Raw genomic sequence first — 18,172 nt, forward strand, 5'->3', positions numbered from 1 at the left:
CTGACTATATGATTAGCTAATTACGCTTGTTGTTTGATCAGTAAACCCTGTAGTTTATCCAGAGAGCGCGAGATTTCAAGGGCTTCCTCGGACGGAATCTGGCGTAAAACTTCTTTGGTTTGCAGATCAACCACCTTCACGACGACTTTATTACTATGTTCTTCCACACTGAATTCGAGTGATTGTGACAGAGACTGGATTGTCTTGTTGATATCATCGACAGCTTTAGTCACTTTATCGAATTCTGGCGGTGCGGATGCAGAAGAGGTTGCCTTGACGGCATCAATGGTTTGCGTTGACGTTGCGGCAGACCTTGAAACGGGGGAGCTGGTATCGGGGCCTACTGCACGGTCAGTGATCAGTTGTCCTGATGGAGATGCACTCCCTATCGACCGGATGTCCATGATCTTTTCCTTCAAGAAAAATACCCCTGATCAAACAAATGACCAGGGGGACATGCTTTATGCTTTAAGTATAGACCTAATTTACATAAGCCTACTTCTATTAGCCACGCAACAGGGCCAGAACGCCGTTTGGTAAGCCATTAGCCTGAGCCAAAATCGCTGTACCAGCTTGTTGCAACACTTGACCACGTGTCAGAGACGCTGTTTCTTGGGCGAAATCTGCATCACGGATACGGCTGCGGGATGCTGTCAAGTTTTCAGAGTTAGTCTGCAAACTTTCGATCGCGGAAGAGAAACGGTTTTGATACGCACCCAGAGAAGCGCGGGAACTATTGATAGACTGCAAGGCCGCATCAATGGTCGTCAGCGCGGCGGTGGCCCCGGCAGCTGTACCCAGGTTCAGAGAGGAAACACCTGCACCAACGGTCACCGAAGCAGAAGTAAAGGCACCTGTCAGATTGGCAGCTGTCAAACCAGTACCAGTACCGTTAGCCAGAGTGATACCAGCAGAACTAGTGGAGGTCAGGGACAGTGTTGAAGTGCTTACGTCAGTTGCACCTGTTGCAGATACGGTAATACCTGTATTTGCAGCGGCAGCGGCAGCGTTTGTGCTGGCTGTTACAGTGATGTTACGGCCATCGGCAGCAGCCAGTGCAACTGCACCAGTTGATGTGTTGAATGTTGCTGTAACGCCTGTTTGTGTGCTGATTGCATTAACTGCAGCAGCTACTTGAGCACCACGTTGTGCGCCGGAAGTAGATGCATTCAAGGCACCCAGATTTACGCCGTTAATAGTAATGTCGCCAGAAGCAATGGCTGTTGCGGAAGTGCTTGCAGTACCTGCAATAGTTGTTGAACCAACAGTTGCTGTAACACCTGTGCTGCCGCTGATTGCATTGATTGCTGCTGCTTTGGAGATGCCGCTAGCTGTAGAGTTGGAGAAAGAAACACCATCTGCTGCAGAGGCGCCAACTTGGTAGCCATTGATGGACAAGTCACCAGCAGCCAGGGCTGTAGTAGTCACTGCACCGGCACCGGCAACTGTTGTTGCGTAGCTGGAAGATGCACCAACACCCAGGGCGCTCGATTTTGCGCTGGAGATGGAAGCGATACTGATTTGATCGTTTGCTGTACCGTTGGCACCGACTTGGAAAGTTTGTGCAGAGAAGCTACCGTCAAGCAGGTTCACGCCGTTGAAGTTAGTACTGCTGGCAACGCGGTTGATCTCAGAAATCAGCTGACTTGCTTCGTTGTTCAGAGCGGCACGATCAGAAACGCTGTTGGAGCCGTTGGCAGATTGTACGGCCAGATCACGGATACGTTGCAAGTTGGAACCGATTTGTTGTAATGCGCCCTCAGCGGTTTGCGCCAGGGAGATACCGTCGTTCGCATTACGTGCAGCTTGATTCAAGCCGCCGATTTGAGAAGACAGACGTTCGGAAATAGCCAGACCAGCAGCATCATCTTTAGCGCTATTAATACGCAGACCGGAAGACAGACGTTGCAGGGATGTGTTCAGCGCAGATTGCGATGTAGTCAAGTTACGTTGTGCATTCAGCGATGCAATATTGGTATTAATAACAGCCATGGTAATTCTCCCTAAGTTATTCAAATTGGCGTAGTAGCCTGAAACTTTGGTCTTTCGTGCTGACTATTGGACCGCCGTTGTAAAGGGTATCGGTAGAGACTAAAAAAGTTTTAGCGTGTTTCTGAAAATAAATCTTATTTTTTTCGCTCAAGTTTTTTTAGCCATTCCGCTTGTCGGCGCTTTTTTAAAATACTTTAGGGTCTAATTTGATTTAGTTTTGGGGCTTTATTTAACACATGGAAACAAAATCATTGGCTATAAAATAAGCCTGAGCATGGTGGTTTCTGGTATTTTCCAGTCTGGACATGCAGTTTTAATCATTTTGCTTACTTAATTTGTAAGTCAGATGAGGCAATTGTAAAAAAGTTTAATGATAAAAAGCTGACCTGGGGACTGGACATGGCAAAAACGAGTTTTGATGCGCGAAAAGCAATGCGCGATGTTCATCGACTTTTCGATGCTGGTTCTGTATCCGATGCCAGGCAAGGCTGCCTGACTATCATCAGGCATTTTCCGCGCCACGCGGAAGCCCTATATGCCCTGGCCAGAATGGCTGGTGACGCGGATCAGAGTGACGAAGCCATGGGATATCTGAAGCTGGCTTTTGACGTCATGCCTCATTTTCCTGACAACAGGAAGATTGCTTTCGGCATATTCAATAAATACTTACTGGCGAAACAGTACCCCCAATTGGAAGAGGCCGGCCTTTGGCTATCAACTTATTTGCCACGGGACGGTATCGTTTGGGACTATATAGGTGTAGCCAGGATAGAGCAGGCCAAGTTTCCGCAAGCACTTGACGTGTTAAGCAAGGCTATTACCTTGTTACCAAATAACCCACACATACTTGCCAATATGGGCAACGTGCTGATTGCTCTTGAGCGTTGTTCTGATGCCATCGTGTATCTGGAGAAAGCACTGGCAATTCAGCCAGAGATGGTTGTTGGCCTCAATAATCTGGGAAATGCACTGCGTTTCATAGGCAAGACAGAGGAGGCAATAGCGAGTATATCGAAAGCAGTTCAATTAGACCCAGGTTTGCCCTATCTGTACAATAATCTTGGCCTCGCTTATCGCGAGCACGGTATGTATAGCGTTGCCATCACACAATACCGGTACGCCTTGCAACTGCAGCCAGAGCTGGTGCAGGTTTATCCTAATCTGATTGATGCACTGCGTCAGAACGGGCAAGTGCAGGAGTCCATAGAGTGCGGGCAGCATGCGCTGACGCTGACCCACGATATTCCTGAAATCTGGGGGGCTTATGGTGACACCTTGCGCGAGGCAAACCACTTGGATGCGGCGATCGAAGCTTATATCAAGGCCCTGTCTTTCAAGCAGGATAGCCTGTCTTCTTTCAATCGGAAAATATACACGAACCTGTTATTTTGTCTGAATTACCATCCGGATTTAACGCCTGAGGTGATTTATAACGCTTATCATGAATTTGATTTGCGTTTTACTGCGCCGCTCAAGGCAACATGGAAGAAATTTGAAAATGCCCGAGTGCCGGGTAGGCGTCTCAAGGTAGGTTATGTGACGCAAGCTTTTTATAATCATGTTTGCAAGTATTTCCTGCTGCCGCTGATAGAAGCGCATGACAAGGATCAGGTTGAGGTCTATGCCTATGCAAATCCACCTTTCGAGGATGAGGTGACTGATTACTATAAGAAGCAGGTAGATCACTGGGTGCCAACCCGGGATTTGACGGATGAGGCGCTGGCCGAGCGTATTCGTGCCGATGGTATTGATGTTCTGGTGGATGTGGCAGGCCATACCAATGGCAATCGTTTACCGGTCTTTGCGCGCAAACCAGCTCCTGTTTCCTTGCACTGGCTGGAATATGGTTATACAACTGGCTTGAGTGCGATCGATTATTACTTGACTGACAAGCCCACAATTACGGACAATTGCGCCCATTTATTTTCAGAGAAAGTATGGTGTCTGGATGGTCCTGCCTATGTATACAGGCCCGACACGCGCAAGGCAGAACTGACACCTTCGCCTTTTGAACAGACCGGCATGGTTACCTTTGGCAGTTTGTCACGTTCCACCAGGATTAATCACCGTGTTGTGCGTGTTTGGGCAACCATATTGGATGCGATGCCCAATTCCCAATTGATTATCAATAGTGGCGACTTTAAAGATCCTCAGGTGCAGGATGAAATGGCGTCACGGTTCATGCGTTATGGTATTGAACGCTCACGTTTGCACATAGGGTTCACCACGCCCTCCTGGGAAGTGCTGAAACATATAGATATCAGTCTCGATTGTTTCCCGCATAATTCAGGAACGACCTTGCTGGAGTCCTTATATATGGGCATTCCATTCATCTCGCTGGCAGACCGGCCTTCTGTTGGCCGTATCGGTGCAAGTATTCTGACTGCGATTGGTCATGAAGAATGGCAAGCGTATACTGAAGATGAATATGCGCAAAAAGCAATTATTCTGGCGCACGACCTGGATCGTTTGCGTAGCTTAAGAGCTGGTTTGCGCCAGGAAATGGAGCAATCCTTGCTCATGAACGAACCGGCATTCGCTCGTTCAGTCGAAAAAGCTTATCGCCAGATGTGGCAAATTTATTGTGAAGGACAGTAAGAGTGAAGGCAGTTATCTTAGCCGGTGGTCTTGGTACCCGTATTTCAGAGGAAACCCACCTCAAGCCCAAGCCCATGATAGAAATTGGCGGGCACCCCATACTCTGGCACATCATGAAGTCGTACTCGGCGCATGGTGTGAATGAATTCGTCATCTGTTGTGGCTACAAGGGTTATCTGATCAAGGAATATTTCGCCAATTATTTCCTGCACATGTCAGATGTCACCTTCGATATGCAGAATAATAGTATGGAAGTGCATGAGCACCATGCTGAACCCTGGAAGGTAACCTTGGTAGATACTGGGGAAGACACCATGACCGGTGGCCGTCTCAAGCGCGTCGCCCGTTATTTGCAGGGCGAGGAAGCTTTTTGCTTTACCTATGGTGATGGCGTTGCAGATCTGGATATTGCTGCTTCCATCGCATTCCATAAGCAGCACGGCAAGCTGGCTACCGTTACAGCAGTTCTTCCGCCAGGACGCTATGGCGCACTGGAACGTGACGGCAATCAGGTTGCCGGTTTTATCGAAAAGCCGCGTGGTGATGGCGGCTGGATCAACGGCGGATATTTCGTGCTGTCTCCCAAAGTACTGGATTTTATCGATAATGATGGCGTTAGCTGGGAAGCAGCGCCACTTGCCGAATTGGCAAAGCGACAGGAATTAATGGCATTCGAGCACAGTGGATTCTGGCAGCCCATGGATACCCTGCGTGAAAAAAATCTGCTGGAAGACTTGTGGCAATCTGGAAAAGCACCTTGGCGAGTATGGTAAATCACCCCACACAAACAAGCATCGTTGAGCCCGCCTTCTGGCGCGGGCGCCGTATCTTGCTGACCGGGCACACTGGTTTTAAGGGAGCCTGGCTGGCACACTGGCTATCTGGCATGGGTGCCGTGGTACATGGTCTGGCTTTGGCTCCGGCAACCGAACCCAATCTGTTCGATTTGCTGAAGATTGAAGACAAGGTCTGCAGTCACATTGGCGATATACGCGATATTCATGCTGTGACTGCAGCGGTGAATGCATGTCAGCCAGAGTTTATATTTCATCTGGCTGCGCAGGCCCTGGTGCGAGCTAGTTACCGTGAACCCTTGGCGACTTTTGCCAGCAATATCATGGGCACCGCCAATCTGTTGGAGGCAATCAGGGGGCGCATCGATGTAAAACTTGCACTGATCGTAACGACAGATAAAGTTTATCGCAATCTTGAGCAGATCCATCCCTATCCAGAAACCGCTGAATTAGGTGGCCATGATCCTTATAGTGCGAGCAAGGCTGCAGCAGAGCTGGTGCTGGCAAGCTATCGCGCTTCATTTCTGGCCGGGCAGGGCACTGCCGTGTTGGCAGCCAGGGCCGGGAATGTGATAGGTGGGGGTGACTGGTCTGAAGACAGATTGCTGCCAGATGCCGTAAAAGCCTGGCAAAGCGGGCAGACTTTGCAGATTCGCCGCCCCGACTCTGTCCGGCCATGGCAACATGTACTGGAACCGCTGTCAGCATATCTGTGTCTTGCCCAGTACGCCCATGCTAATCCACAGGCCAGCCATGCCTGGAACATAGGCCCCGATGATGCTGCAAGTGTCAGAACAGTGGTAGAGCTGGCTCAGGCTGCTTACGGCAGTGGGCAGACTGAATTTGCCACTGATATTGTTGGCCCGCATGAAGCGGGCTTATTGGCATTGGATGCCAGCAAATTGAGGCAGACTCTGGGAATTGTCCCTCGCTGGAATCTTGAGCAGGCGGTCAGTCGCAGCATGCACTGGTACCGTGATTTTGCGCAAGGCCAGCCTGCGGCAGAATTATGTGACCAGGATATCGCCGCTTTCATGGCAGGTAATGCATGATGAAAATCTCAGCCTCAGGCCGTTTTGAAATTTTATCGACGCCTCTGGATAGCCTGTACCTGTTACAAAGAAAAGTGCTGGGTGATCAGCGCGGCTATTTTCAGCGCATGTTTTGTGCAACAGATTTGGCTGAATTGGGCTGGCATGAACCTATAGCGCAGGTAAATCATACCTATACTTCGGTGAAGGGGTCGATACGCGGCATGCACCTGCAATTGCCCCCCAGTGCAGAAATGAAATTAATTACCTGCATGAAAGGCGAGGTCTTGGATGTCGCTGTAGATTTGCGCGCTGACTCAGCCACTTTCTTGCAATGGCATGCTGTGTTGTTGTCACAAGCGAATCAGCGCTCGTTTTTGATACCTGCCGGTTTCGCCCATGGTTTTCAAACCATGTCGGATGAGGTTGAAATGCTATATTGTCATAGCAAGCCGTATGTATCGGCAGATGAAATGGGATTAAATCCATTTGATGCCCGGTTGGCAATAGAGTGGCCTTTTGGGGTAACCGAGATGTCGGATAAAGACCGTAACTGGCCCATGTTAAGCAAAGAATTTCAAGGAGTGATTGTATGAAGTGCCGGCATTGCGCGCATGAATTGACGCAAACCTTTCTCGATCTTGGTTCAGCACCACCATCGAATGCCTATTTAAAACCAGAAGCCCTGAGCCAGGCTGAAATCTGGCTGCCTTTGAAAGTAATGGTTTGTGATGCTTGCTGGCTGGCACAAACCCTGGATTTTACCGGGCGTGAAAATTTATTCGATGCCGACTACGCCTATTTCAGTTCATTTTCTTCCAGTTGGCTGGCCCATGCGAAGAAATTTGTTGAAACGATGCATCAGGATTTGAGCTTGAATTCGCAAAGCCTTGTGATGGAAGTTGCGGCAAATGACGGGTATTTATTGCAGTACGTACAGGAGGCTGGCATCCCGTGTTTTGGTGTGGAACCAACTGCCAGCACCGCCGCGGCAGCAAGGGAAAAAGGCATCAATGTCATAGAGCGCTTCTTTGGTGTGGAGTTGGCGAAGGAGATATTGGCACGTGGTCAGCGCGTTGATTTATCGGTGGCAAATAATGTATTGGCGCATGTGCCTGACATTAATGATTTTGTCGCTGGCTTTAGCTTGCTCTTAAGCGAGCAAGGTGTCGCCAGTTTTGAATTCCCACATTTGTTGAATATGGTGGAGCAAAACCAGTTTGATACTGCTTACCATGAACATTATTCTTATCTGTCACTGCATGCGGTAAGGACAGTGTTTACAAAAAATGGTTTGCATGTATTCGATGTGCAGGAGTGGCCAACGCATGGCGGCAGCCTGCGTGTACTTGCGCAGAGAATGGACATCAGATATCGAGAAGAAAAAGCCAGTGTCACGCAAATACTGCAAGCAGAGCAGGCAGCGGGTATTCTCAGTACCGGCTTTTATGAGGCAGCACAGGAAAAGGCGGAATCTGCCAAGTTTGCATTGCTGGAGTTTTTGCTCAATGCAAAACGCAATGGCAAGCGCATAGCAGCTTATGGTGCAGCGGCCAAAGGTAATACTCTGCTCAATTTTTCTGGTGTCAGGCCTGATCTCTTGCCGTATGTTGTAGATATCAACACCCATAAGCAAGGTAAATTCATGCCTGGCAGCCATATACCTATTGTTGATATTCAGCATTTGCTGGCAGATAAACCAGATTTCATCCTTATTTTGCCCTGGAATTTGCAGGCAGAAATCATGCAAGACCTGGCCCAGGCAAAAAGCTGGGGGGCGCAATTCGTCGTTGCGATTCCTCAATTAACGGTGTTGTAAGAGCTCAGCATGATAGAGATACATCCAGATGCGCGAATTTCCAAATTGGCTGATATTGAAGATTCAGTCAGGGGGACGCGCATTATCATAGGTGCTTTTTCCAGCATAGACAGCTTTGTCAAATTCAAGCCTGCCGGTGGCGTGGCTGATGTTGTGATTGGTGAGCGCAGTGTCATCAATTCTGGTTGCGTCCTGTATACGGGCAACGGCATCGTGATAGGAAATGACGTCGCGATTGCCGCCAATTGTACTTTTGCGCCAGTCAATCATGCCTATCACGACAAAAGCCGGCGCATCAATCAACAAGGGTTCTTGCCTGGCAAAGGCGGTATAGTCATTGAAGACGATGTCTGGATAGGGGCAAATTGCGTGATACTTGATGGCGCCATTTTAAGGCAGGGCTGCGTCATAGGCGCAGGTTCTATCGTCCGCTCTGAGGTTGCTGCGTACTCCATTAATGTTGGCAACCCCTTGCAACAAATCGGGATGCGCAAATGAGCGAGGCTTTGCGCGCAACCCTGATAGGTGGCAAGGGTTTTGTCGGGCGGCATCTGCACCAGGCTTTGCAAGCAAAGGGGTGGAACAGTTATGTCGCAGAACGTGATGATCCGCGGCTGACGACGGATGACCTCGGTCATGTTTTTTATTGCGCTGGCCTGACGGCCGATTTCCGGCAACGCCCCTATGCGACAGTAGATGCTCATGTGCATTTGCTATCAAGTATTTTGCAACAAGCCAAGTTTGCAAGTCTGACTTATTTGTCGAGTACCCGTGTTTATGCTGGCGCTACGAATACGCAAGAAGACGCCGCATTGACCGTCCGCTCTCACTTGTCTGGCGATTTATATAATATTTCCAAGCTTATGGGTGAAAGCCTGTGCCTGCATGGTGGTCGCAATGTGCGGGTAGTTCGTTTATCGAATGTGTACGGAACAGGGATGCCAGAGCAGAATTTCCTGGCAGATATCTTGAATGCTGCAACAAAAACCAAACGGGTGGTATTTCGCAGCAGCCCTGATTCAGAAAAAGATTACATTTCCATCACAGATGTCGTGCGTTTTTTACCCATAATTGCCACACAAGGTGAGATTGGCATATACAATTTAGCCAGGGGCAGGAATACTACGCATGCCAGAATCGCAGCATTGCTGGAACAGTTCGGCGTCAGTTGTGAATTCGAAAATCATGCGCCATGCATCAGTTTCCCGCCTATTTCCACATTAAAGCTGGAGTCCTTGTCCGGGCAGCCGGAATTGGATATAACAAGTGAATTACCAGCGCTTTTTAATCATTACACAAAAAAACCATGAATCCGATTAAACAATTTGAAGCAGAACGCGATGCCCGCATAGAGCAATTGGGCAAAGACCTTGAGTTCCAGGCGCAGTCCCGCGATTGGCTGGAGCAGAGCATGCGTCGTCAGTATGTTTATAACTTTTCATGGTTGGGCCGACCGATCATACAAAACCCGATAGACATGATGGCGATGCAAGAGCTGATCTGGACGGTGCAGCCTGATCTCATCATAGAAACCGGTATTGCTCATGGCGGTTCTATTATTTACTCCGCTTCATTGCTGGAGTTAAATGCGGCTTGCGGCGGTAATCCTGATGCTAAAGTTATTGGTATTGATATTGATATTCGCGAGCACAATAAAGAAGCAATTCTGCAACACCCTATGTCCAGGCGTATACAGATGTTGCAGGGGTCAAGCGTCGCTACCGAGATTGTGGATCAGGTGAAGGCAATTGCACAAGGCAAGCAAAAAGTCTTGGTATTCCTGGATTCCAACCACACTCACGAACATGTATTGGCTGAGCTGCAGGCTTACGCACCGCTGGTAACGAAAGACAGTTATTGCGTCGTATTTGATACTTTTGTAGAAGATGTGCCGGCAGATGTCTTTGATAACCGTCCGTGGCAGCCTGGTAATAGCCCAAAGACTGCCGTTTTCGAATATCTGAAAACCCATCCTGAATTTGTGATCGACAAGGCCATGGATTATAAATTGCAGATTACCGTTGCACCTGACGGCTTCCTTAAGCGGGTCAGCTAGAAATAAAGCTCAAAAAACACGGAGAACATCGTTTTGTCCTCCGTGTTTTTTTTGTATCCGCTTTTACTCTTTTACTGATACTGATCAGCGATATATTTCTCCTGATTTGCTGATTGCAGATATCTTGATATCAGGCCGCCTTGATGACGCGGTTTTTGCCAGACTGTTTTGCCTCGTACATGGCCTTGTCGGCACGTTTAATCGTTTCTTCTTGCAGCTCACGTGGATTGCGTAAGGCAACACCCGCACTGAAAGTAATGAACAAGCGCTGATCGTTGGCCGTGAAGAAGTGTTTGGTCAATTCTCTTTGTACGCGCATCATGGCCTGGGCAGCTTCTTCCAGCTGCGTTTCTGGCATGATGATGACAAATTCTTCGCCACCGTATCGTGCTACTACGTCTATGGATCTCAGGGTTTGCTTGACGATACGTACCAGGTGAACCAGCGCCTCATCACCAGCAGCGTGGCCGTGAGTGTCGTTGAGCTTCTTGAAGTTATCAAGATCCAGCAGGGCTACGCAAAGTGGTGTGTTACGACGGTCAGACCTGTCGGCTTCACGTTCAAATACATCGTCCATGCCCCTGCGGTTCAGGCTGCCTGTCAGTTGGTCTTCCCTGACCAGTTCGCTCATGTGGGCAAGCTTGTTTTCCAGTTCCTTGATGCGTGCTTCTGCTTCGCTGACCTCTTTTTGGGCGGCGACTATCATGTCACGCGAACGCAGGGTTTCGCTCTGGACTTCCTTGGTTTCGTTGAGGATATTCCTGATCAGGTCGCTGACCTCAGAAACATTCTTGGCTGAACTCAGTTGTTGTGAGTAGGTGCCCATTTTGTGCTGATAAGCCCCAGTGCTGTCTGCCATGGCATTCAATCTGTCGATAAACGCCGTCATCATGTTCTTGACTGAGGTTTTTGACTCGTCAATACTGGTTTTTAGCACACCTTGCTTGTAGATGACATCTTTCAGGCTACGCGTGGCTTCTTGCAGTGCACGGTGATCAATCGGGCCAGCGATAAGATTTTGTACTACCTCGATCTGGCCACGTAACCAGTTATCGTTGTCGAGCAGATCGTGGATATTGGTCAGCAGCAGATCAAACAGACGCAGCAGCAATTCCTGTTGTTCAGCGCTGTCACCACTTTGCAGTTCAATCTGAAAGCACAATTGCTTGAGCCTGCCAGCAATCAGGTTCAGCTCACCTTCATTGCCAGCAACCTTGACTGCCGTGCCCAGGCTTTCCGACTCTTCGGCAAGTTGCGGGCTAGGTTTCAACAGTGAGGTGAGGGCAAGTGTCAGGGTGCGGTACAGCAAGTCCTTAAGTATGCGCAATCTGCCATCTTCAACCGGGCCATCATCAACCAGAGAGATGCTTTTGCTGGCAACAGGCGTTGGCAGCGGATCGACGAGACTGATGTTACTGGACGGTGCTGGCGGCGGTGCTGTAATACGTTCAGCGAGTTGAGTCAGGCCCCGGCCATAATCTTGCCAGTTGCCAGTTTTGATGGCACGGCTGAAGCGTTGCCCAAAAGTGGACATCTCACCTGTCGAAATCTGCAGGCTGTTGGCAAAATTGGCCAGCAAAATCTCGGCTGGCGGAATGACCGGCGCTGCCTCCACTTCAGGCGGGGCTTCTACCGGAGTATCTGGAATGCCAGCAATGTCGTTGTATAGCTTGCGGTAGGCTTCGGGTGTTGGCGCAATACGCTGTATCGCCAATTGTTTGAATGTCTCGCGCGCAATATCTGTGGGACTTTTAAACTGCGAATTATTTGGAGTTTTCGACATTTTGCTTTGCCAATGACCTTGCTAACAAGAGTATTGCCTACGACATTAATAGTGTCGTTTAATCTACAAGCTGATTTTTTATTGCATAGTGCGTTAATTCAGCATTGTGCCGCAATTTCATCTTCAATAGAATTCTTGACCTGTATTCACTAATGGTTTTTACAGAAAGTGACAATTCTTTTGCTATATCGCTGACGGACTTGCCAGACGCAATCAGGGTCATGGTTTGGAACTCACGGTCAGACAGGGTTTTGTGCAGCGCATCTTCATGTTCCTGGTTCAGGTTGTTTGCCAGTTCCTGGGCAAGTTGCGTGCTGAGGTATTTCAAACCTCTGGCTACCTGCCGTATCGCTTCCAGGATTTGCGCGCTGCTGCATTGCTTGTTCAGAAAACCAGAGGCGCCGGCTTTCAAGGCCCGTACTGCATACTGATCTTCTCTGTGGATGGAGAACATCAGGACTGCGATATGTGGTTTTTCGGACTTGATTTGCTTTAAAACCTCGATGCCATTTCTGTCTGGCAGGGCAATGTCCAGCAACAAGACCTCAAAATCGAGCTGACGGCTCAGGCGTATCGCCTCCAGGCCTGTTTCTGCCTCTGCGATGATCGCCATATCTGTTGTGGTTGAGATAATGCTCTTTATCCCTTCCCTGACCACGGCATGATCATCGACGACGAGTACATTGATTGCTGCTTTTTCTGTCATGCAAAATCCATTTTCTTATTCAGGTAACCCGGCATTAGCAAACATCCTATCAGTACTGATATTGAATGCTAACGGCAAGCAAACTATTCTTCTATTTTATAAGCTAAGTGTGGGCTTTCGGTGCCACAAAGAAAATTATTTTGATCAACTCCATTACAATGCAGGCATGAGCAAAGCATTTATGAAAGAAGCAGACCCTGACGACGAAGAGGAATTCGGTGCGCCAGCTATTCCTGCGGGTGTAAAAAACTATATGACGCCTCAGGGGCATCAGCGTATGAAGGACGAGTTTTTACATCTCATGGACGTGGAACGGCCCGAGATTGTCAATATCGTGCACTGGGCGGCCTCCAATGGTGACCGTTCTGAGAATGGCGACTATATCTATGGCAAAAAGCGTTTGCGTGAAATTGACAGGCGCATACGGTTTTTAACCAAACGCCTTGATATTGCAGAAGTCTTCGATCCGCGTATTCATCACGGTTCTGATCAAATCTATTTTGGTGCCACTGTCACCTATGAAAACCAGCATGGTGAAGCGCATACTGTAACGATAGTCGGTGTTGATGAATTTGACCCCCTGCAAGGCAAGATCAGCTGGATTTCCCCGGTGGCCAGAGCACTTATCAAGGCCAGGGTAGATGATACGGTGACATTGCGTACGCCAGGAGGGGTAGAGGAGTTGACCATACTTGAGGTCAATTACCCGGCATAAGATTTTTAATTTCCCTTTGAATCCACATGTCCCTTGCTTACTCCAAACTTAACCATCCTTTGCGTGTACCCTTGGCAGCGGAGGTGCATTCCAGGCCTTCATTACGCTTGCATGCCCCAGAGACGCTGACCCATCTGGCGATTTTTGCCAGGAATGATGCCCATCTGGGTGGTGACAACCTGCTGACGCAACAAGTCATACTGGGCGACTTTTGCCGTCATTTTGCGGTGGCTAGCCCCTCAGGTGATGCCAAGTATTTCTTCCATGATTTTGGTCGTTTCCGCCTTAAATGGGAATGCCATACAGAGTTTGCCACCTATACCTTTGTCGAAAACCAGGCAGAGCCGCAGGATAGCGCTCCGCATGAAACCGAATTGGCACAGGTATTTGCCAATGCCCCCATCCGTCATTTGCCTCAGCAGTGGCTGTTTGAATTGCAAGAAAAGGTCATGGTTGCCACCCATGTTGCCCTTATCCCTGCAGCCCAGGAGTTTCATCCACCTTCGCCGGTAAAGCAGATATTTGAGGGTGGGGTGGCGGTAGGCAGTGAAGTCTTGAGCCGTGGTGAAGTATGGACAGATTTTCTGATACAGGCAGATGGCTTTAGCCGCTTCGTCGTCAAGGACAATGGTTTTCTGGATCAGCAGGCGGGGCGCACGGTACAGCGGCTGCTGGAGATTGAGACCTACAGGATGATGGCACTGCTGGGTTTGCCGCATGCGCAAAATGCTTCTTTTGTGTTGAACGATATAGAGAGGGAACTGGTGACCCTGACAGCAGCGATGACCATGGCGGGCAATGGTCAGGGTGAAGCAAATTCGACAGACGCTGAACAAAGCTTGCTGCGGCAAATTATTGACCTGGCTGCCCGCACTGAAAAACTGGCGCTGGAAAACAGTTATCGCTTCGCGGCATCCAAGGCTTATTTTAAGCTGGTGCAGTCGCGTATCGCCGAATTGCGTGAGTTCAGGATAGAGGGGGTGCCCACGATAGGTGAATTTATGGACAGGCGCTTGGCACCCGCCATGAATACCTGCGAAGCCATTGTGCGCAGACAGGAAACGCTGGCAGAGCGCATTGCCAATACCAATGACTTGTTACGCACCAGGGTAGGCATCGTACAGGAGCAGCAAAACCGCAAGATATTGCAAAGCATGAATGCCAGGGCGGGTCAGCAATTACGCTTGCAGCAAGCGGTCGAGGGTTTGTCTGTCGTGGCAATCAGCTATTACATGACAGGCCTGGTCTATTATGCGGGTAAGGGCCTGAAGGCGATGGGTTTGCCTATCAATCCAGATATGCTGGCAGGCTTGTCTTTACCTGTGATTGCTGGCGTGGTCTGGTGGGGCTTGCGCAAGATGCACAAGACCATACACTAGCGATAAGTGTTAGCCGTGTTCTCTGGTAATGCGGGTAACACCATTCAAATGCTTGATGTTGCGCATGATTTTTGCGAGATGAGTGCGGTCTTCGATTTGTATCGTGAAATGAATATTAGTCATGTCATTGGCATCGCCATCTTCCATATTGACATGGCTGATATTCGCATCTGATTCACCTATCTCTGCAGCGATGCGGGCGAGGGCACCACGTTCATTGGTCACCGTTACGGCGATGCGGCAATCAAAACGGCGGTTCAGGTCTTCACCCCAGTTGACGTCGATCCAGCGGTCCGGTTCTTTGATATGCAGGCGCTTGGCATGCTCGCAATCATCTGTATGCACAACCAGGCCCTGGTCGCGCTTGAGCTGACCAACTATGCCATCACCAGGTATGGGCAGGCAACACGGTGCCAATTGCACCGACAAACCCTCACTGCCATAAATAATAACGGGGTCGCGCTTGTTGTTGATCTTGTCGCCAAATTGCTGGAAGGGGATGGACGGTGAGTCATCTTCCACCAGGTCCAGTATATGCCTTGCCACCAAAGCAGCCATGCGCTTGCCTATGCCAATATCGGTATGAATTTCATCCAGTGATTTTGCGCTGGATTCATTGAGCAATTTATCGACCAGGCTATCTGGCAGGTCGGGATTCAGGTTGACCGACACCAGGGCTTGCGCCAGCAATTGTTTGCCCAGTTCTGTCGATTCATTCAGGTTGATCGTACGCAGGTAATGGCGTATTGCCGACCTGGCCTTGCCAGTACGCACATAAGTCAGCCAGTTTGGCGTAGGGCGCGAATTGGGTGAAGTGATGATTTCGACGATATCACCATTCTTCAATTCAGAACGCAGTGGCACTGGTTCGTGATTGATGCGTGTGGCAATCGCCTGATCACCAATATCGGTATGGATGGTGTAAGCAAAGTCCAAAGCTGTTGCTCCGCGGGGCAGGGCAATAATTTTGGATTTTGGCGTGAACACATAAACAGAGTCAGGGAACAAGTCAATTTTGACATGTTCGAGAAACTCGGCAGAATCACCAGTCTGTTTTTGTATGTCCAGCAAAGATTGCAGCCAGGCGTGCGTGCGCTGTTGCAAGTCAGTCAGGCTGCCTTCTTCGTTCTTGTACAGCCAGTGCGCAGCAACACCCGATTCTGCGACATGATGCATGTCACGCGTGCGTATCTGGAATTCGACTGGCGTACCGTAAGGGCCAATCAGTGTCGTATGCAAGGATTGATAGCCATTGGTCTTGGGAATGGCAATATAGTCCTTGAACTTGCCCGGCATGGGCTTGTACAGAGCATGCAAACTACCTAGCGCATAATAACTGTCACGGAAATCACTGACCACAATACGGAAGCCATACACATCCAGCACCTGGGAAAAACTCAGGTGCTTGTCATGCATCTTGCGGTAAATACCGTACAGGGTTTTTTCGCGGCCATATACTTCAGCCTTAAGGCCAGCTTCGGACAGAGCCGTCTTTACCGCATCCATGATCTTGTTGACGACTTCACGGCGATTGCCACGTGCAGCTTTGACCGCTTTGGACAAGGTACGGTAACGCATAGGGTAAAGATGCGAAAACGCCAGATCCTGTAACTCACGGTAGATATTATTCAGGCCCAGCCTGTGTGCGATAGGCACATACACGTCCATGGTCTCACGCGAGATGCGGCGTTTCTTTTCCGCAGACATGAAGTCCAGTGTACGCATGTTGTGCAAGCGATCGGCCAGCTTGACCAGGATAACGCGCACATCTCGGGCCATGGCGAGCAACATCTTGCGGAAGTTTTCTGCCTGTGCCTCGATCTGGCTCTGGAATTCTATTTTTTCCAGCTTGGAGAGACCATCAACCAAGGTAGCGACTGGAGCGCCAAAGCGCTCGATCAACTCGTCTTTTTTAACGTCCTGATCTTCCATCACGTCATGCAAGAGCGCAGCCATGATGGCTTGTACATCAAGCTTCCACTCTGCGCAGATTTCTGCAACAGCAATGGGGTGGGAGATATAGGGTTCGCCAGACTTGCGTACCTGTCCCAGATGCATTTCATCAGAAAAGCGATAGGCTTCCTTGACCAGCTTCAATTCACTGGCCGACATGTATTCGCTGATGCGGTTGGTTAATGCAGTAATGGAAGCGACACCAGTATTCGTTGACGATGCACGAATATGGTCTATTTCATCCAGATGGGAATTATGTTTGTTGATGGTGTTAATGCTGCCAGGGGTATTAACCAGAGTCGCAGGGCTGCGTACAGCAGCCAGCGCGACTGAGCTTGAATCGGCCGGTTTGTTTTCCAGAGATGAATGACTATCATTGAGGTTCATTCTGTAATTCCCGGCCGGATAAGGCGTGAAGAAGGAGCGGCTAAGAATGCAGATGCGGCGGTTTACACCGGCACTTTTTTCAACATTTCTATACCGATTTTACCTTCAGCGATTTCACGCAGGGCAATGACCGTTGGTTTGTCTTTAGAGTCAACTTTAGGCGTGTGACCTTGCAGCAATTGGCGCGCGCGATAAGTGGCGCACAGTGTCAATTGAAAGCGATTAGGGATTTGTTTCAATGCATCTTCAATGGTAATACGTGCCATATTTTTTCCTTAATACTAAAATTCACTAAATTGGGTTTGCGAATTAATTCGCATTGGCGTGAATGCCAAGTTGGGTGAACAGCTCGTAGTGGCGTGTTGCCTGTTGTGCAAATCGGCAGCGCGTGGCTTTCACAATTGCATTCAATTCTGACAAGGCTGTTGCAAAGTCTTGATTAATAATAACATATTCGAACTCTGGAGAGTGCGCCATTTCACCGCCAGCAGCCAAAATGCGCTTGGTAATGACATGGGGCTCATCCTGGCCGCGCTTCCTCAGGCGTTCTTCGAGTGCAGGTATCGATGGTGGCAAGATAAAAATGCCAACTGCACCTGGGAATTGTTTCCTGACTTGCTGCGCGCCTTGCCAGTCTATTTCTAGCAAAACATCGGTGCCTGAACGCATCTGGTCTTCTATGGTAATGCGTGAAGTGCCGTAGTAATTACCAAATACTTCTGCGGATTCGAGAAATTCACCCTGCGCCTTACGCGCCAGAAAATCTTCCGGCGTTGTGAAATGGTATTCCCGGCCATCTTGCTCGCCCGGGCGCGGTGCGCGGGTTGTGTAAGAGATTGATAATTTGATCGCAGGTTCTTGCGCCAGCAGGGCATTGACCAGTGAAGACTTGCCTGCACCGGAGGGGGCTGCGACCACAAAAAGACTGCCTGCAGTCGTATTATTGGTTTTCATGGCAT

General features: G+C 49.3%; 17 protein-coding genes. 10 read left to right on the forward strand and 7 right to left on the reverse strand.

The window, feature by feature from the left end; genetic code table 11:
* Positions 1-20: 20 nt before the first annotated feature.
* Entirely contained in the window at positions 21-404 is a 384-nt protein-coding gene (locus ACO0LL_RS13410; RefSeq protein ID WP_422951346.1) for a flagellar protein FlaG, read from the reverse strand.
* A gap of 100 nt (positions 405-504) precedes the next feature.
* The gene (locus ACO0LL_RS13415) at positions 505-1,992 is read right to left on the reverse strand and encodes a flagellin (RefSeq protein WP_422951347.1); all 1,488 of its coding nucleotides are present in this window, start codon (positions 1,990-1,992) and stop codon (positions 505-507) included.
* Positions 1,993-2,391: 399 nt separating this feature from the next.
* Here ACO0LL_RS13415 and ACO0LL_RS13420 point away from each other — a divergent pair, with 399 nt between their 5' ends.
* The 8 genes from ACO0LL_RS13420 to ACO0LL_RS13455 are packed head-to-tail and all read left to right on the forward strand — an operon-like array spanning position 2,392 to position 10,290.
* The gene (locus ACO0LL_RS13420; protein WP_422951348.1) at positions 2,392-4,590 is read left to right on the forward strand and encodes a tetratricopeptide repeat protein; all 2,199 of its coding nucleotides are present in this window, start codon (positions 2,392-2,394) and stop codon (positions 4,588-4,590) included.
* Between the two features lie 2 nt (positions 4,591-4,592).
* Positions 4,593-5,363: a glucose-1-phosphate cytidylyltransferase gene (gene rfbF, locus ACO0LL_RS13425; protein ID WP_422951350.1), complete on the forward strand. Its 771-nt coding sequence runs from the start codon at positions 4,593-4,595 to the stop codon at positions 5,361-5,363.
* Positions 5,357-6,436, forward strand: a complete 1,080-nt coding sequence (rfbG, locus tag ACO0LL_RS13430; RefSeq protein ID WP_422951452.1) for a CDP-glucose 4,6-dehydratase — start codon at positions 5,357-5,359, stop codon at positions 6,434-6,436. Before rfbF ends, rfbG begins: the two co-directional genes overlap by 7 nt.
* A complete protein-coding gene (locus ACO0LL_RS13435; protein ID WP_422951351.1) occupies positions 6,433-7,011 on the forward strand; it encodes a dTDP-4-dehydrorhamnose 3,5-epimerase family protein in 579 nt (192 codons plus the stop codon). Before rfbG ends, ACO0LL_RS13435 begins: the two co-directional genes overlap by 4 nt.
* Positions 7,008-8,234 (forward strand): methyltransferase domain-containing protein, encoded by a 1,227-nt coding sequence (locus ACO0LL_RS13440; protein ID WP_422951352.1) that lies wholly within the window; start codon positions 7,008-7,010, stop codon positions 8,232-8,234. The genes ACO0LL_RS13435 and ACO0LL_RS13440 overlap by 4 nt, the downstream gene beginning before the upstream one ends.
* A gap of 9 nt (positions 8,235-8,243) precedes the next feature.
* Entirely contained in the window at positions 8,244-8,732 is a 489-nt protein-coding gene (locus ACO0LL_RS13445) for an acyltransferase (protein ID WP_422951353.1), read from the forward strand.
* Complete coding sequence (locus ACO0LL_RS13450; protein WP_422951354.1) at positions 8,729-9,544, forward strand: NAD-dependent epimerase/dehydratase family protein; 816 nt, start codon at positions 8,729-8,731, stop codon at positions 9,542-9,544. The genes ACO0LL_RS13445 and ACO0LL_RS13450 overlap by 4 nt, the downstream gene beginning before the upstream one ends.
* A complete protein-coding gene (locus ACO0LL_RS13455) occupies positions 9,541-10,290 on the forward strand; it encodes a cephalosporin hydroxylase family protein (protein WP_422951355.1) in 750 nt (249 codons plus the stop codon). The genes ACO0LL_RS13450 and ACO0LL_RS13455 overlap by 4 nt, the downstream gene beginning before the upstream one ends.
* A gap of 130 nt (positions 10,291-10,420) precedes the next feature.
* On the opposite strand, the gene ACO0LL_RS13460 is transcribed toward ACO0LL_RS13455, so the two are convergent.
* The gene (locus ACO0LL_RS13460) at positions 10,421-12,073 is read right to left on the reverse strand and encodes a GGDEF domain-containing protein (RefSeq protein ID WP_422951356.1); all 1,653 of its coding nucleotides are present in this window, start codon (positions 12,071-12,073) and stop codon (positions 10,421-10,423) included.
* A gap of 58 nt (positions 12,074-12,131) precedes the next feature.
* A complete protein-coding gene (locus ACO0LL_RS13465; RefSeq protein WP_422951357.1) occupies positions 12,132-12,779 on the reverse strand; it encodes a response regulator in 648 nt (215 codons plus the stop codon).
* A gap of 166 nt (positions 12,780-12,945) precedes the next feature.
* Here ACO0LL_RS13465 and greB point away from each other — a divergent pair, with 166 nt between their 5' ends.
* Both greB and ACO0LL_RS13475 read left to right on the forward strand, forming a co-directional pair.
* Positions 12,946-13,494: a transcription elongation factor GreB gene (gene greB, locus ACO0LL_RS13470; protein ID WP_422951358.1), complete on the forward strand. Its 549-nt coding sequence runs from the start codon at positions 12,946-12,948 to the stop codon at positions 13,492-13,494.
* 26 nt (positions 13,495-13,520) lie between these two features.
* Positions 13,521-14,873 carry a DUF3422 family protein gene (locus ACO0LL_RS13475; protein WP_422951359.1) on the forward strand — a complete coding sequence of 451 codons (1,353 nt, stop codon included), beginning with the start codon at positions 13,521-13,523 and terminating at the stop codon, positions 14,871-14,873.
* Positions 14,874-14,882: 9 nt separating this feature from the next.
* Here the strand turns inward: ACO0LL_RS13475 and ACO0LL_RS13480 are convergent, their stop codons facing one another.
* The 3 genes from ACO0LL_RS13480 to gmk form a co-directional block, all read right to left on the reverse strand.
* Entirely contained in the window at positions 14,883-16,985 is a 2,103-nt protein-coding gene (locus ACO0LL_RS13480; protein WP_422951453.1) for a RelA/SpoT family protein, read from the reverse strand.
* Between the two features lie 290 nt (positions 16,986-17,275).
* A complete protein-coding gene (gene rpoZ / locus ACO0LL_RS13485; protein WP_186946559.1) occupies positions 17,276-17,479 on the reverse strand; it encodes a DNA-directed RNA polymerase subunit omega in 204 nt (67 codons plus the stop codon).
* 43 nt (positions 17,480-17,522) lie between these two features.
* Positions 17,523-18,167, reverse strand: coding sequence for a guanylate kinase (gmk, locus tag ACO0LL_RS13490; protein ID WP_422951360.1), 645 nt, complete (start codon positions 18,165-18,167; stop codon positions 17,523-17,525).
* Positions 18,168-18,172 lie beyond the last annotated feature (5 nt).

The organism is Undibacterium sp. TC4M20W (assembly GCF_049340245.1).
Classification (GTDB): Bacteria; Pseudomonadota; Gammaproteobacteria; order Burkholderiales; family Burkholderiaceae_D; genus Undibacterium.

What these genes read in the sequence shown, in the direction of transcription:
- ACO0LL_RS13480 (WP_422951453.1), bottom strand. Translation starts at nt 16,985, where the DNA reads ATGTCGGCCAGTGAATTGAAGCTGGTCAAGGAAGCCTATCGCTTTTCT.
- ACO0LL_RS13450 (WP_422951354.1), top strand. Translation starts at nt 8,729, where the DNA reads ATGAGCGAGGCTTTGCGCGCAACCCTGATAGGTGGCAAGGGTTTTGTC.
- greB (WP_422951358.1), top strand. Translation starts at nt 12,946, where the DNA reads ATGAGCAAAGCATTTATGAAAGAAGCAGACCCTGACGACGAAGAGGAA.
- rfbG (WP_422951452.1), top strand. Translation starts at nt 5,357, where the DNA reads ATGGTAAATCACCCCACACAAACAAGCATCGTTGAGCCCGCCTTCTGG.
- ACO0LL_RS13420 (WP_422951348.1), top strand. Translation starts at nt 2,392, where the DNA reads ATGGCAAAAACGAGTTTTGATGCGCGAAAAGCAATGCGCGATGTTCAT.
- ACO0LL_RS13475 (WP_422951359.1), top strand. Translation starts at nt 13,521, where the DNA reads ATGTCCCTTGCTTACTCCAAACTTAACCATCCTTTGCGTGTACCCTTG.
- ACO0LL_RS13460 (WP_422951356.1), bottom strand. Translation starts at nt 12,073, where the DNA reads ATGTCGAAAACTCCAAATAATTCGCAGTTTAAAAGTCCCACAGATATT.
- ACO0LL_RS13440 (WP_422951352.1), top strand. Translation starts at nt 7,008, where the DNA reads ATGAAGTGCCGGCATTGCGCGCATGAATTGACGCAAACCTTTCTCGAT.
- ACO0LL_RS13415 (WP_422951347.1), bottom strand. Translation starts at nt 1,992, where the DNA reads ATGGCTGTTATTAATACCAATATTGCATCGCTGAATGCACAACGTAAC.
- ACO0LL_RS13410 (WP_422951346.1), bottom strand. Translation starts at nt 404, where the DNA reads ATGGACATCCGGTCGATAGGGAGTGCATCTCCATCAGGACAACTGATC.
- ACO0LL_RS13445 (WP_422951353.1), top strand. Translation starts at nt 8,244, where the DNA reads ATGATAGAGATACATCCAGATGCGCGAATTTCCAAATTGGCTGATATT.
- ACO0LL_RS13455 (WP_422951355.1), top strand. Translation starts at nt 9,541, where the DNA reads ATGAATCCGATTAAACAATTTGAAGCAGAACGCGATGCCCGCATAGAG.
- rpoZ (WP_186946559.1), bottom strand. Translation starts at nt 17,479, where the DNA reads ATGGCACGTATTACCATTGAAGATGCATTGAAACAAATCCCTAATCGC.
- ACO0LL_RS13435 (WP_422951351.1), top strand. Translation starts at nt 6,433, where the DNA reads ATGATGAAAATCTCAGCCTCAGGCCGTTTTGAAATTTTATCGACGCCT.
- gmk (WP_422951360.1), bottom strand. Translation starts at nt 18,167, where the DNA reads ATGAAAACCAATAATACGACTGCAGGCAGTCTTTTTGTGGTCGCAGCC.
- ACO0LL_RS13465 (WP_422951357.1), bottom strand. Translation starts at nt 12,779, where the DNA reads ATGACAGAAAAAGCAGCAATCAATGTACTCGTCGTCGATGATCATGCC.